This is a genomic window from Streptomyces seoulensis (assembly GCF_004328625.1).
Lineage (GTDB): Bacteria > Actinomycetota > Actinomycetes > Streptomycetales > Streptomycetaceae > Streptomyces > Streptomyces seoulensis.
The window spans coordinates 85,294-98,956 of sequence record NZ_CP032229.1; the positions used below are offsets into that span (position 1 = coordinate 85,294).

General features: G+C 73.6%; 13 protein-coding genes. 9 read left to right on the top strand and 4 right to left on the bottom strand.

All coding sequences use genetic code 11. The features are described 5' to 3' along the window. Positions 1-104 precede the first annotated feature (104 nt). The 3 genes from D0Z67_RS00360 (at position 105) to D0Z67_RS00370 (ending at position 3,494) form a co-directional block, all read left to right on the top strand. Positions 105-1,559: a glyceraldehyde-3-phosphate dehydrogenase gene (locus D0Z67_RS00360; RefSeq protein ID WP_031183348.1), complete on the top strand. Its 1,455-nt coding sequence runs from the start codon at positions 105-107 to the stop codon at positions 1,557-1,559. Between the two features lie 154 nt (positions 1,560-1,713). Further along, positions 1,714-2,283 carry a TetR/AcrR family transcriptional regulator gene (locus D0Z67_RS00365; protein ID WP_031183347.1) on the top strand — a complete coding sequence of 190 codons (570 nt, stop codon included), beginning with the start codon at positions 1,714-1,716 and terminating at the stop codon, positions 2,281-2,283. A 32-nt stretch (positions 2,284-2,315) separates the two neighbouring features. Continuing rightward, entirely contained in the window at positions 2,316-3,494 is a 1,179-nt protein-coding gene (locus D0Z67_RS00370) for a GDSL-type esterase/lipase family protein (protein WP_031183346.1), read from the top strand. Between the two features lie 16 nt (positions 3,495-3,510). Here the strand turns inward: D0Z67_RS00370 and D0Z67_RS00375 are convergent, their stop codons facing one another. Together D0Z67_RS00375 and D0Z67_RS00380 are read right to left on the bottom strand one after the other, a co-directional pair. Next, positions 3,511-4,140: a class F sortase gene (locus D0Z67_RS00375; protein ID WP_031183345.1), complete on the bottom strand. Its 630-nt coding sequence runs from the start codon at positions 4,138-4,140 to the stop codon at positions 3,511-3,513. A gap of 114 nt (positions 4,141-4,254) precedes the next feature. Next, positions 4,255-4,842, bottom strand: coding sequence for a hypothetical protein (locus D0Z67_RS00380; protein WP_031183344.1), 588 nt, complete (start codon positions 4,840-4,842; stop codon positions 4,255-4,257). Positions 4,843-5,179: 337 nt separating this feature from the next. Between D0Z67_RS00380 and D0Z67_RS00385 the strand changes: the two genes are divergently transcribed. From D0Z67_RS00385 to D0Z67_RS00400, 4 genes are all read left to right on the top strand, one after another. After that, complete coding sequence (locus tag D0Z67_RS00385) at positions 5,180-6,046, top strand: fructosamine kinase family protein (protein WP_031183343.1); 867 nt, start codon at positions 5,180-5,182, stop codon at positions 6,044-6,046. A gap of 203 nt (positions 6,047-6,249) precedes the next feature. Continuing rightward, entirely contained in the window at positions 6,250-6,441 is a 192-nt protein-coding gene (gene tgmA, locus D0Z67_RS00390; RefSeq protein WP_031183342.1) for a putative ATP-grasp-modified RiPP, read from the top strand. A 16-nt stretch (positions 6,442-6,457) separates the two neighbouring features. Then, positions 6,458-7,441, top strand: coding sequence for an ATP-grasp ribosomal peptide maturase (tgmB, locus tag D0Z67_RS00395; RefSeq protein WP_031183341.1), 984 nt, complete (start codon positions 6,458-6,460; stop codon positions 7,439-7,441). Positions 7,442-7,476: 35 nt separating this feature from the next. After that, positions 7,477-8,364 carry a Gfo/Idh/MocA family protein gene (locus tag D0Z67_RS00400; RefSeq protein ID WP_031183340.1) on the top strand — a complete coding sequence of 296 codons (888 nt, stop codon included), beginning with the start codon at positions 7,477-7,479 and terminating at the stop codon, positions 8,362-8,364. Here the strand turns inward: D0Z67_RS00400 and D0Z67_RS00405 are convergent. Further along, positions 8,361-9,266: a GNAT family N-acetyltransferase gene (locus D0Z67_RS00405; RefSeq protein ID WP_031183339.1), complete on the bottom strand. Its 906-nt coding sequence runs from the start codon at positions 9,264-9,266 to the stop codon at positions 8,361-8,363. The genes D0Z67_RS00400 and D0Z67_RS00405 overlap by 4 nt on opposite strands. A gap of 228 nt (positions 9,267-9,494) precedes the next feature. Here D0Z67_RS00405 and D0Z67_RS00410 point away from each other — a divergent pair, with 228 nt between their 5' ends. Both D0Z67_RS00410 and D0Z67_RS00415 read left to right on the top strand, forming a co-directional pair. Then, complete coding sequence (locus tag D0Z67_RS00410; RefSeq protein ID WP_031183337.1) at positions 9,495-10,601, top strand: PP2C family protein-serine/threonine phosphatase; 1,107 nt, start codon at positions 9,495-9,497, stop codon at positions 10,599-10,601. 115 nt (positions 10,602-10,716) lie between these two features. Further along, positions 10,717-11,952 (top strand): serine hydrolase domain-containing protein, encoded by a 1,236-nt coding sequence (locus D0Z67_RS00415; protein WP_031183336.1) that lies wholly within the window; start codon positions 10,717-10,719, stop codon positions 11,950-11,952. Here the strand turns inward: D0Z67_RS00415 and D0Z67_RS00420 are convergent. Beyond that, the gene (locus D0Z67_RS00420; protein ID WP_078873633.1) at positions 11,888-13,627 is read right to left on the bottom strand and encodes a helix-turn-helix domain-containing protein; all 1,740 of its coding nucleotides are present in this window, start codon (positions 13,625-13,627) and stop codon (positions 11,888-11,890) included. The two genes, D0Z67_RS00415 and D0Z67_RS00420, sit on opposite strands and share 65 nt — an antisense overlap. Positions 13,628-13,663 lie beyond the last annotated feature (36 nt).

The window sequence follows — 13,663 nt, forward strand, 5'->3', positions numbered from 1 at the left end:
GATTCAGGAACGGCGCCCCGGCCGACCCCCCTGAGGGGCGGCTCTGGTGATCAAAGTAGGGTGTGCCTACCATATGAGCGCCGCCTAGCTCGAAAGATAGATCTGTGACTGTCAACGACGACTCGTTCACGAACTGGATGCACCGCGAGGAGATCGCGGAGTCGATGATCCCGCTCATCGGGAAGCTGCACCGCGAGCGGGACGTGACCGTCCTGCTGCACAGCCGCTCCCTGGTGAACAAGTCGGTGGTCAGCATCCTCAAGACCCACCGCTTCGCCCGGCAGATCGCGGGAGCGGAGCTGTCGGTCACCGAGACGATGCCGTTCCTCCAGGCGCTGACCGCCCTGGACCTCGGCCCCTCCCAGATCGACCTCGGCATGCTGGCCGCGACCTACAAGGCCGACGACCGGGGACTGAGCGTGGCGGAGTTCACCGCCGAGGCGGTCGCCGGGGCCACCGGTGCCGAGAAGATCGCGCGCCGCGCGCCGCGTGACGTCGTGCTGTACGGCTTCGGCCGCATCGGCCGGCTGGTCGCGCGCCTGCTGATCGAGAAGGCCGGTTCGGGCAACGGTCTGCGGCTGCGGGCCGTCGTGGTCCGGGGCGGTGGCGCCAAGGCCGCCGGCGACCTGGTCAAGCGGGCCTCACTGCTGCGCCGCGACTCGATCCACGGCCAGTTCCAGGGCACCATCACGGTGGACGAGGACGCGAGCACGATCATCGCCAACGGCAACGAGATCACGGTGATCTACGCCGACGACCCCTCGTCCGTGGACTACACCGAGTACGGCATCCGCGACGCCATACTGATCGACAACACCGGCAACTGGCGTGACCGCGCGGGCCTGTCGAAGCACCTGCGGCCCGGTATCGACAAGGTCGTGCTGACCGCGCCCGGCAAGGGTGACGTGCCGAACATCGTGCACGGCGTCAACCACGACACCATCAAGCCGGACGAGCAGATCCTGTCCTGCGCGTCCTGCACCACCAACGCCATCGTCCCGCCGCTGAAGGCCATGGACGACGAGTACGGGGTGCTGCGCGGCCACGTGGAGACGGTGCACTCGTTCACCAACGACCAGAATCTGCTGGACAATTACCACAAGGCCGAGCGCCGCGGCCGGTCCGCGCCGCTCAACATGGTGATCACCGAGACGGGTGCCGCCTCCGCCGTGTCGAAGGCGCTGCCGGACCTGAAGGCGCCGATCACCGGCAGCTCGATCCGGGTGCCGGTGCCGGACGTCTCGATCGCCATCCTCAACCTGCGGCTCGGCCGCGAGACCACCCGCGAGGAGGTCCACGACTACCTGCGCGAGGTCTCGCTGACCTCCCCGCTCAAGCGCCAGATCGACTTCACCACGGCGCCCGACGCGGTCTCCAGCGACTTCATCGGCTCCCGCAACGCCTCCATCGTCGACGGCGGCGCCCTCAAGGTCGACGGCGACAACGCGATCCTCTACCTCTGGTACGACAACGAGTTCGGCTACTCCTGCCAGGTCGTGCGGGTCGTCCAGCACGTCTCGGGGGTTGAGTACCCGACGTATCCGGCGCCGGAGGTCTGAGAGACCCGCTAGCCGCTGAGGACGGCCGTCGACCGCACCCCGGTCGGCGGCCGTCGGCGTTCCCGCCTCCATCTGACCACCTACGCCTGACCCACATTTGCCTAAACCTTTTAGGCAAATACATAATCGGTCAGGTAACCGAGGAGGCGGATTCATGGTGCGTGCGGGGCTGAGTACCGAGCGGCTGGTGCTGGCCGGGGCGGAGCTGGCCGATGAGGCCGGGTTCGAGCAGGTGACGGTGTCGGCGCTGGCGCGGCGGTTCGACGTGAAGACGGCGAGCCTGTACTCGCACCTGCGCAACTCGCACGACCTGCGCACCCGGATCGCGCTGCTCGCCCTGGAGGAGCTGGCCGACCGCGCCGCCGAGGCCCTCGCGGGGCGGGCCGGCAAGGACGCGCTGGTCGCCTTCGCCAACGCCTACCGCGACTACGCCCGCGCGCACCCCGGCCGCTTCGAGGCCGCCCGGTACCGGCTCGACCCGGAGACCGCCGCCGCCAGCGCGGGCGTCCGGCACGCGGCGATGACCCGGGCGATCCTGCGCGGCTACGACCTCGCCGAGCCCGACCAGACCCATGCCGTACGCCTGCTGGGCAGTGTGTTCAGCGGCTATGTCGGTCTGGAGTCGGCGGGCGGATTCGACCACAGCGCGCCCGGTTCGCAGGAGTCCTGGGACCGCGTGCTCGACGCGCTCGACGCCCTGCTGCGCAACTGGCCCGCCTCCTGAACCCCCCTGCCCCTACTGCCGACGGACCCCCGATGACCACCGACTGGACCACCACCTCCCTGACCGCCGACCTCGTCCGGGGCGCCCTGGAGCTGGAGCGCACCGGGCGCGGCCTGCTCCCCCACCGGCTGCCCGCGCGGGCCCGCGCCCAGTGCGCCGACCCGCAGCTGCACATGGTGGAGTCCCAGCCGTCCGGCGTACGGCTGGTGTTCCGCACCCGTGCCACCGCGATCGAGCTGGACACCGTGCCCACCAAGCGGGCCTACCTCGGAGCGCCGCCCCGCCCGGACGGCGTCTACGACCTGCTGGTGGACGGACGCCCGGCGGGCAGCGCCTCCGTCACCGGCGGCGACACCCTGACCGTCGACATGACCACGGGCACCGCCGAGCTGACCTCCGGCCCGGTCGGCACCGCCCGCTTCACCGGGCTGTCCGCCGAGGACAAGACGGTGGAGATCTGGCTGCCGCACAACGAGACGACCGAGCTGGTCGCCCTGCGCACCGACGCCCCCGTGGAGCCCTCCCCCTCGTCGGACCGCCCGGTGTGGCTGCACCACGGCAGCTCCATCAGCCACGGCTCGGACGCCGCGAGCCCGACCGGCGTCTGGCCCGCCGTCGCCGCCTCGCTCGGCGGGGTCGAGCTGGTCAACCTGGGCCTCGGCGGCAGCGCCCTGCTGGACCCGTTCACCGCCCGCGCGCTGCGTGACACCCCGGCCGACCTGATCAGCGTCAAGCTGGGCATCAACCTGGTCAACACCGACCTGATGCGGCTGCGCGCGTTCGGGCCCGCCGTGCACGGGTTCCTGGACACCGTGCGCGAGGGGCACCCCGACACACCGCTGCTCGTGGTCTCCCCCATCCTGTGCCCGATGCACGAGGACACCCCAGGCCCCACCATGCCGGACCTCTCCGCGCTGAGCGAGGGCCGGCTCGCGTTCCGCGCGGCCGGGGACCCGGCGGAGGCCGCCCAGGGCAAGCTGACGCTGAACGCCGTACGGGCGGAGCTGGCCCGGATCGTGGCGCGGCGCTCCGCCGAGGACCCGCGTCTGCACCTGCTCGACGGGCGCGAGCTGTACGGCGAGGCCGACTTCGCGGAGCTGCCGCTGCCCGACGGGCTCCACCCGGACGGGGCGGCGCACCGGCGGATCGGCGAGCGGTTCGCGAAGCTCGCCTTCGCGTCCGACGGACCCCTGGCGCCCCGCGCCCGCTGAGCGCGGGGCCGCCGGATCAGACGAGGTGGCCGAAGACGACCAGGTTCTCCGTGTAGTCCTTGGCCGAGTGGTCGTAGTCCCCGGCGCAGGTGATGAGCCGGACCTCGGGGCGCTTGGCGTCGGCGTACACCCGCTCGCTGGGGAAGTCGTCCTTGGCGAAGGTGTCGGCGCTGTCCACGACGAAGTTCGCGGTGCTGCCGTCGGCCCGCTCCACGGAGAAGCGGTCGCCCGGCGTCAGGTCGTCGAGGTTGGCGAAGACGGCCGCCGACGTGGTCGTGTCGACGTGGCCGGCGATGACCGAGGTGCCCTTCTCGCCGGGCGAGGCGCCCTTGCTGTACCAGCCGACGAGGTTGGTGTTGGCCGCGGGCGGGGGCTCCAGCTGGCCGGTGGAGGCGAGCACCAGGGCGGTGAAGGGCGCGTCCACGCCGATCTTGGGGATGCGGAGCCGGGTCGGCGCCGAGCGGGGCAGCGGTGCCCCCGCCTGGACCGCGCCCGCCGTCGCGCTCTTGGAGCGGTCCGTGCCGGCGCCCGCGCCCGTGCCGTGGTGGCCGCCGAAGACGCTGAGCGCCAGGATGACGATGGCCACCCCCCACAGCGTCAGCCGGCCGCCCCGGCCCGCGTTGTCACCGGAAGGGTCTGCTGCCATCGGACACCACCTCGCTCGGGCACGGCAGCACAGGGATCTGGATCAAGGGGGGGCGCGGGCCGCCGACGCGGTACGGCGTCGACGGCGGCCACGGCCCCTGGGGTTCGGGGACGGTCAGGAGGCCGAACCGGCGGCCTTCTTGCGGCGCAGCGCGTAGGCGCCGACGGCACCGGCGGCGAGGACGGCGACGCCACCCGTGGTCACGCCGCCGGAGCCGGCGAGGGCGCCGCCACCGGTGTGCATGCCGCCGCGCGGCTCGTCGGAGTCGCCCTTGCCGCCACTGTCCTTGCCACCGCTGTCCTTGCCGCCGCTGCCGCCCCCGTCGCCCTTGTCCTTGTAGCTCTCCGGGTCGAAGCGGCTGTCGTCGCCGGAGTCGGAGCTCCAGGTGTCGCTGCGGACGGCCGCGAGGGCGCCGCCGCCGGTGTGCATGCCGCCGCGCGGGCCGTCGCTGTCGGAGTCGTAGGAGTCACGGCCGGAGTCCTTGCCCCCGGAGTCCTTGCCTCCGGAGTCCTTGCCTCCGGAGTCGCGGCCACCGGACTCCTTGTCGCCGGAGCCCTTGTCCCGGTCCGAGCCGCTGTCCTGCTGCTTGTTGTAGCCGGAGTCGTCCCGGCCTCCGTCGTCCCCGGCGAGCGCGGCGCCGGGCGCCAGGGCGAGGGCGGCGGACGCGGCCGCCGTGGCGAGAAGAATGCGGGCAGAGCGCATGTCGGTGTCCTTCCGCCGCGGCCGGGCAGCGGATTCCTCATCGGCTGACATGACCCGGCCTCGACATGATCCACCGTCGGACCGCCCGCCGCCGCGCACCATCCGGGCCGTCCAGCCGGGTCAGCTCTCCACCCGTCTGTCGCAGCGACACGCCGGTACGGCCCCCGAACGGGCCAGCCGATTACTCGTCCGGCGGGCGGCCCGGGGTCCCGGCCGTACCTCGGGGGCGAAACGGATGTCACTGCCTGGCATTCCGGGCAAACTTGGCCGAAAACCGTCGTAGCAATGCTCCAAGTTCCGGCCGTGGCGGGGCTTTTGCGGGCCTTACGCTGAGGCCGTGGTCGAGCGAGTCGAAGATCCAGCGCTGACGGCGTCCCGGCTCACCGGGCGCCGGGTCACGGGCGGCCCGGTGGGGTCGGGGTCGCCCGCCGAGGTGACCCTTGAGGACGGTACGACGGTGATGGTCAAGCGCGGCGACGGTCCCGGCGCGGTGCGCGCCGAGGCGGCCGGGCTGCGCTGGCTCGGCGCCGCGCGTGCGGTGCGGGTGCCGGAGGTGCTCGGGTACGACGAGTGGTCCCTGGTCAGCGAACGGGTGCCGACCGGCGCCGCCGGCCCCGGCGCCGCGACGCGTTTCGGCCGCGCGCTGGCCGCCCTGCACGCCTCCGGCGCCCCCGCGTTCGGCGCCGCCCCGCCGGACGGCCCCGAGGAGGCGTACATCGGCCGCGCTCCGATGCGCAACGTCCGGGGCGACGACTGGCCCTCCTGGTACGCCGAGCACCGGGTGCTGCCGTACCTGCGGTCCGCCGTCGACGCGGGGACGGTCCGGCCGGGTGAGGCCGGGGTGATCGAGGCGGTGTGCGAGCGGCTGCCCGCGCTCGCCGGGCCCGCCGAGCCGCCCGCCCGGCTCCACGGCGACCTGTGGCAGGGCAACGTCCTGTGGGGCACCGACGGCGAGGTACGCGTCATCGACCCGGCCGCGCACGGCGGTCACCGGGAGACCGACCTGGCGATGCTCCGCCTCTTCGGCTGCCCGTACCTGGCGGAGCTGCTCGGCGGCTACGAGGAGGCGAGCCCCCTCGCCGACGGCTGGCAGGGCCGGGTCGGCGCGCATCAGCTCTTCCCGCTGCTGGTGCACGCGGCGCTGTTCGGCCGGGGCTATGCGGAACAGGCCCTGTCCGTCGCCCGCGCCACCTTGGCCGGGTGAAGCAGGCTCGTATCCGGCGCCTTCGGGGCAGACGAATGTGCGGTGGGGCGCAGCCACCGCGCCCCGCGCGGCGTCCTTCCTGCTGACCCATCGGTTCACGGTGCCTCCCTCCGGACCCTCCGGGCTCTGGTCACGGAGTGTGAGGAAACCAACCACTCGTTCGATTCGTATAAGGACGTGAAGGACGAAACAGGGGAGAGACCATGCAACCGTTCACGCTCAACTACGCACGGCCTGCCGGGCAGTTGGATGTCACCGCTCCGTACGCGTACGACTCCGCGCTGCAGTTGAACGTCCTGCCGGACGGGCGGATCGCCGCGACCGACCACGCGATCCTGCTCACCCTGGGGACCACCACCTCCACGGCGGGCTCCAAGACGCACTTCGACGACTGAGCGCGGGCCCCCGACGATGACCGTGCTCATCCTGACCAGCGACGAGGACGTCACGGCCGACATGGTGGTGCTGCGGCTGGGCGAGACGGGCGTGCCCGTCGTCCGGTTCGACCCCGCCGACCTCACCAACGGGGTGGCACTCACCGGCGAGTACGCCGGGGAGGACCTCGGTGGCCAGTTGTCCGTCGGCGGGCGTCTGGTCGGGATGAGCGGCCTGCGCTCCATCTGGGTGCGCAGGCCGGGCGAGGCGGCAGCCCGTGCCGCCCAGCCGTCCTCCTGGCTGACCCAGGAGTCGGCGCAGGCGCTGTACGGGATGCTGCGGTGCAGCGAAGCCCGCTGGATGAATCATCCGGACGCGGCCCGCCGGGCCCGGCACAAACCGTGGCAGCTGCGGCTCGCCCAGCGCAGCGGGCTGGCGGTGCCGCCCACGCTGATCACGACCTTCCCCGACACCGCGCGGGAGTTCGCCGAGCGGCACCGGGACGTGGTGGTCAAGCCGGTCTCCGGCGCGCATCCGCAGGAACCGCCGCGCGCGGTCCCGACCAGCCGGGTCGCGCCCGGCACCGACTTCAGCGCGGTGGCCTTCGGGCCGACGCTGCTCCAGCGCCGGGTGGCCAAGCGGGCCGACATCCGGCTGACGGCGGTCGGCGAGCGGCTGCTGGCGGCCCGCAAACCGGCCGATCCGGACGCCCACCCCGACCATGTGGACGTCCGTTTCGCCCCGTCCGTCTCCCCCTGGCTCCCCGCCGAGGTGCCCCCACAGGTGGCCGCGTCGGTACGGCGCTACCTCATGGGCGCCGAACTGGCCTACGGCGCCTTCGACTTCGCGGAGGACGCGGACGGCACCTGGTGGTTCCTGGAATGCAATCAGTCGGGCCAGTTCGGTTTCGTCGAGCTGGACACGGGTCAGCCGATCGCGGAGACGATCGCCCGCTGGCTGGCCGGAGACGACCGGCCGGTGGAGCCGTATACCCACGAGAACAGGGACGCCGTGCCCTGATGTCCTGGGGCACGGCTGGGAGAAGGGAGCGCTCGATGCGCATCGGACTGCTGGGAACGGGCCCCTGGGCGCGCGCCGCACACGCCCCGGCGCTGGCCGGTCACCCCGGAGTGGAGTTCGCCGGGGTGTGGGGACGCCATCCGGAGGCGGCGGCCGAGCTGGCCGGGGGGTACGGGGTGCGGGCGTACCCGGACGTGGACGCGCTGCTGGCCGATGTGGAGGCGGTGGCGGTGGCGCTCCCGCCGTCGGCGCAGGCGGAGCTGGCGGTGCGCGCGGCGCGGGCCGGGCGGCATCTGCTGCTGGACAAGCCGCTGGCGCTCGGCGTGACGGAGGCGCGGGCGGTGGCCGAGGCGGCGGAGCGGGCCCAGGTGGCGTCGGTCGTGTTCTTCACCACCCGGTTCCAGAAGGAGCCGGAGGCGTGGATCGAGGAACAGGCCGCCGAGGCGGGGTGGTTCACGGCGCGGGCGCAGTGGCTGGGCTCGGTGTTCACCAGCGACAGCCCGTTCGCGGCGTCGGCCTGGCGGCGGGAGAAGGGCGCGCTGTGGGACGTCGGCCCGCACGCGCTGTCGGTGCTGCTGCCGGTGCTGGGTGACGTACGGCAGGTGCTCTCGGCGGTGCACGGGCCCGCCGACACCGTGCATCTGGTGCTTGACCATGCGACGGGGGCGTCGAGCACCCTGACGCTGAGTCTGTCGGCGCCGCCCTCGGCGGCCGGGGCCGATGTGGAGCTGCGGGGCGAGTCGGGGGTGACGCTGCTGCCGAGGAGCTCGGAGGGCGCGGTGCCCGCGCTGGCCCGCGCTGTGGACGCGCTGACGGCCGCCGCCCGCACCGGCCGCCGGCACGCCTGCGACGCCGCGTTCGGACTCCGGGTGACGGAGATCCTCGCGGCGGCGCAGGCGCGGCTCGGCGAACAGGCCGACTAGGCGGCCGGTCCCCGGTCGGCCCAGAAGTTGACGCGTTCCCGGACCACGGGATAGCCGGCCTTGGTGAAGTGGGCCGCCATCGGGAAGTTGCCCTGGTCGGTGGCGGCCGCGATGAAGTCGGCGCCCTGGCCGGCGAGGAAGCGGGTGCAGTCGGCCAGCAAGTCGTAGGCGTAGCCGTGGCCGCGCTGTTCGGGGACCACGCCGATGAAGCCGACGCAGGGCCCGGAGGGGTTGCGGGCCGGGATGTGGATGCCGGCGGTCTCGCCCTCGGGGGTGCGGGCGAGACGCCACCACTCTCTCGGCGACGGGCACCAGTGGAAGAAGTCCAGCTCCTCCCGGGCGGCCAGGTCGACGCCGCCCTTCTCGATGGCTCGGCGGGCGTGGGCGTCCAGGGTGACGGAGTGGATGCGGCGCAGGACGTCGAGGAAGACGGCGTCGTCCGGCTCCGGGGTGTACTCCAGGCGGCCGGGCTGCTCGGGCAGGCCCAGGTCGGGGGTCCAGCGGTAGAGGAAGCGCTCGACGAGCGGCTCGTAACCGGCGAGGCGGGCGGCTTCGGTGCGGGTGGCGACGGCGGCGGCCAGGGCCGGGTCGTCGCGCCAGCCGGGCGGGAGGTCGAGTTCGAGTTCCTGGGTGGTCCAGGGGGCGGTGCGCAGCAGTTCGGCGCCCGCCGCCTCCTCGCCCTCGGCCACGTCGAGCCAGTTGATCAGCAGCGGGGCGGGGTCCTCGGCGCGGGCCCACCAGGCGGCGCGGGCGACGGGGCGTCCGTCGCGCAGGGCGACGCGCTGCCATTCGGGCCGGTACTCGGTGGTGCGGTGCCGCTCGCTCAGGCCGAGCGGGTCGGGCAGGTCGTGGAACAGGTGGGCGCTGCTCGGGTCGAGCGTGCGGATGACCGGTGCGGTCAAGGTGTCCTCCGGGAGATGTGCCTGCGGTGGCGGCGCTCCCGGTCCGGTCAGGGGCACACCCGGATGACGGAGTGGAGGGAGCGCGCGTGCGGGGTGATGTCCATGACGCTCGCCTCCTTCCCGGTCCGTCTCGGGGCGTGCCCGCGCCACGTTAGGGGGACGTCCGCGCGGGCGTCCAGGGGTTTTACGGGGCGGGCGGCGGGGGCGGGCGCGGCGTAGCGTGGGCGTGTGAGATCGCTGCGTGGCTGGTCGCCGGGCCGAACGCGGGAGCGGCGCGGCTGGCTGCGGGGTGCTCCCCCGCCGCCGTGGGTGCGGGTGCTTCCGGTGCTGCTGCTGATCGCGGTCACGCTGGCCACCCTCGTCACCCCGCACGCGAGCGATCTGGGTTTCCTGCTCGGCGCGATCCCGCCGCTGGCGGTGCTGTCCTACGGGCCGCTGGCCACGGCGGTGCTCGGCGTGCTGGTGATCACGTCGCTGCTGGTGCCGCTGACCCACCTCGACCGGCCGGGCGACACCGACCTGCTGACCATCGCCTTCGTGGCCCTGCTGAGCGTGTTCGTGTCCTACGTACGCAGCCACCGGGACGCCCAGCTGGACACCGAGCGGGAGATCGGGGAGGCGGTGCAGCGGGCGGTGATGCCGCCGTTGCCGGAGCGGGTCGGAGACCTGCGGTGCGTGGGGTTCAGCCGGGCCGCGCAGGACGGGACGCTGCTGGGCGGGGACTTCTTCGACGTCCGGGACGGCCCGTACGGGGTGCGGGCGGTGATGGGGGACGTGCAGGGGCACGGGCTGGCGGCGGTGCGGACGGTGGTGGCGCTGCTGGGCGCGTTCCGTGAGGCGGCGCTGGACCAGCGGGCGCTGGAGGCGGTGGCCGCCCGGATGGACCGCAGGCTGGTGGTGGACTCGTCCGGGGTCCGGCACGCGGAGCTGTTCGCCACGGCGGTGCTGCTGGAGTTCTCCGCCGACACCCGGACGGTACGCGTGGTGACCTGCGGGCATCCGCCGCCGCTGCTGCTGCGCGCGGGACGGGCCCGGGAGCTGACGGTCGCACCGGGCCCGCCCCTGGGCATCGGCCTGCTCGGGGTCGAGCCGCCGAAGGAGGTCACGGTGACGCTGGACCCGGACGACTGTCTGCTGATCGCCACCGACGGGCTGTGGGAGGCGCGGGACACGGCCGGCCGCTTCTACCCGCTGCCCGAGCGGCTGGCCGCCCTCGCGGACACCGGCACCGCCGCGCTCCCGGACGCCCTCTGGGAGGACGTACGCCACCTCGGCCACCGTGTGGACGACGACGCCAGTGTCCTGGTCCTGACCCCGGAGCGCTCGCCGCGCTGAGCCCGGCCGCTCACCCGGACGGCCGACGGGCGGGGCGGGAGGAGCGCTCCTATGCTGAGAGCCCGGGGTGTCGGCCCCGCCGCAGCTCCGGCCCTCACGTGCTTGGAGTCAGCCCATGTCCCGTTCCCCGGCACGCCTGCGCAGGAGGCTCGCCACCGCGGCCGCCCTCGGCGCACTCGTCGTCCCGCTCACCGCGGCCCCCTCTCTGGCGGCGCCGCCCGCCGCGCCTTCCCCGAGCCCCTCCCCCACGGGGGCCGACGTACGGACGCTCACGCCCGAGGTGAACCGGCAGATCGACGACGCCGTGCAGCGGGTGATGCGCGAGGCGGACGTCCCCGGGGTCACGGTCGGGATCTGGACCCCCGACAAGGGCACTTACGTCCGCTCCTTCGGCGTCGCCGACAAGAGCAGCGAGCGCCCGATGTCCCCGGACCTGTACATGCGGATCGGCAGCGAGACCAAGACCTTCACCGTCACCGCGCTGCTGCAACTGGTCGACCAGGGCAAGGTGGACCTGGACGACCCGATCGGCCGTTACATCGCCGGCGTACCGAACGGCGACAAGATCACGCTGCGCCAGCTCGCCGACATGCGCAGCGGGTTGTTCAACTACTCCCAGGACCCGGACTTCTTCAAGGCGCTCACCTCCGACCCGCAACGCGCCTTCACCCCACAGCAGTTGCTGGACTACTCCTTCAAGCACCCGGTGCAGTTCAAGCCGGGCGCGAAGTTCGAGTACTCCAACACCAACCTCATCCTGCTCGGCCTGGTCGTGGAGCAGCAGAGCGGGCAGAAGCTCGGGGGCTACATCCAGCGGCACATCCTGGACCCGGCCGGAATGAAGCACACCTCGTTCCCCGAGGGCAGCGAGTTCCCGAAGCCGCACGCGCAGGGGTACACCAACCAGACGGCGGACGGGAAGGTCGCGGAGACGGCCGGCTGGAACCCGTCCTGGGGCTGGGCGGCCGGCGCGATGGTCTCGAACCTGGACGACATGCGGGTGTGGTCCCGCACGGTGGCCACCGGTCGCCTCCCGGACGGGGCGCAGATGGTCTCCCCCGCCACCCAGCGCCAGCGCCTGCTCACCCCGCCCACCGGCTACCCCGACGCGGGCTACGGCCTGGGCATCTTCAATGTGCACGGCTGGATCGGCCACAACGGCTCACTGCCGGGGTACGAGTCGCTGACGGTGTACCTGCCCTCGGCGCGCACCTCGCTGGTGGTGCTACTGAACACCGACATCGCGCACGACGGCCAGGAGCCGAGCACCCTGTTCGGACAGGCCGTCACCAAGGTGATCTCCCCCGGCAACGTCTTCGAACTGCCGGCGCAGAACGGCGGGCAGCACTGAGCCCGTTACCGAGGCGCGGGCACGCGAGAGGGGTACGACCGGTCCCCCGCTCCGGTCGTACCCCCGCTGGACTGCCGAACTTAACCGCAGGGCCCGGCGCCGGCCATCGCAGCGGTGCCCGGTCGGTGCCGCTGAGCACGCACCCGTGCACGGGTGCGTCCGCTTGGTCCCCGTTCGCGTCCGCCCCGGGGGCCGCGAGGGTTCCGTCGGCGAGATGGGCGAGGACCACCTCGTAGAGGTCGCTGCCGCCCGCGAGGAGCTGGCGTTCCAGGACGGGCTCGGCGGCGCGGACGTGTTCGCGGACCGTCTGGGCGTGCACGCCCCGCTGTCTCGCGGCGCGTTCGGCGTTGGCGCCGGCCGCGATCCAGGCACTCAGGGTGGCGCGCAGGTCGCGCCCGTCGCCGTCCAGCCGGCCGAGCAGGTCGCGGGCCCAGTCGCGCAGCGCGGCGGAGTCCAGCAGGTCGGTGAAGCGGAGCCCGGTGTGCGCGGGCAGGGTGGTGGCCGGGTCGTACGGGCCGTGCGCCGCCTCGGTGAGCAGGGCGAGGCGGACGGCGGTGCGGGTGGTGAGGTCGGTCAGGTCGGTGCCGAGCAAGGTCTGGAGCCGGTCCATGCGGGCGCGGACCGTGTTGCGGCTGACCCCGAGCACCTTGGCGGCGCTGACCGCGGTGAAGTCCAGGCCCAGCCGGGTGGTGGCCAGCAGCTCGGCGCGGGTGTGGTGGGGCAGGGTGTCCAGCGGGCGCAGCGTCCGGGCGGACCAGACGCGCAGGGCGGCCGGGTCCAGCAGGCGTTCGGGGTGGGTGCGTTCGGCGTACACGGCGCAGCGGCGGGGGCTGAACCGGGCGACGGCGAGGGCACTGACGGCCTGTCCGTAGGCGGTGGCGGTCCGGGCGAGGCGCTGGTGGAGGCTGCCGCCGAGGTAGGTGCCGGGGCGGTCGGCGACGAGGGCGCGCAGCCGTTCCCCCGGTGCCGGGGCGGGGCTGACGACGATGACATGGCCGTCCACGGCGGGGCAGCGTACGACCAGTGCGCTGCCCTCGGTGACGTCGGCGCACTCCTCGGCCAGGGCGTCGCGTCCGGCGGGCGAGCCCTCGACGACGTAGACGCGGGCGGTGTCCCGTTCGAGCAGGCCGGGCCAGAGTCCTGCGGCGACACGGCGGGCGGAGACCACGTCCTCCACCATGAGCAGTTGCAGGATGGCGAGGCGCAGGTCGGCCGAGGCGCGGCCCAACCGGCGCGCGGAGCGGGTGAGTTCACCCTCTCTGAGCAGCAGGCCGAGGACTCCGGCGGTGCGGTGGACGATCTCGGCGGCGCGCCGGTCGAAGGGTCCGGGCCGGGCCACGGTGAGCACGGCCCCGGCCGCGCGACCCGGCCCGGGGTGGCGGATGCCGACCAGCTGGACATGGCGTCCGCCGTCCTCCAAGGCGGCGGCGGAGATCTGTCCCGTGGCCACGTCGGCGCGGACGACCGGATCGGCGGGGAGGCGGTCACCGGCGAGGAGCCGGCCGTCGGCGTCCTCCAGGCCCACGGTGGCGTGGACGGTGCGGGCGAGCCAGGCGATGATCCGGCGCGGGTGCCGTACGGCGGGCCGCAACTGGTCGAGCAGTTCTTCCGCCCAGGTGGCGGCGGTGTCGTAGGGCGGTGGGGCGTGGGTGCCCTCGCCGGCTCGGGCGGCCACGTGGTGCACCTCGTCCCCGTCTCGGCCTCGGCGTCC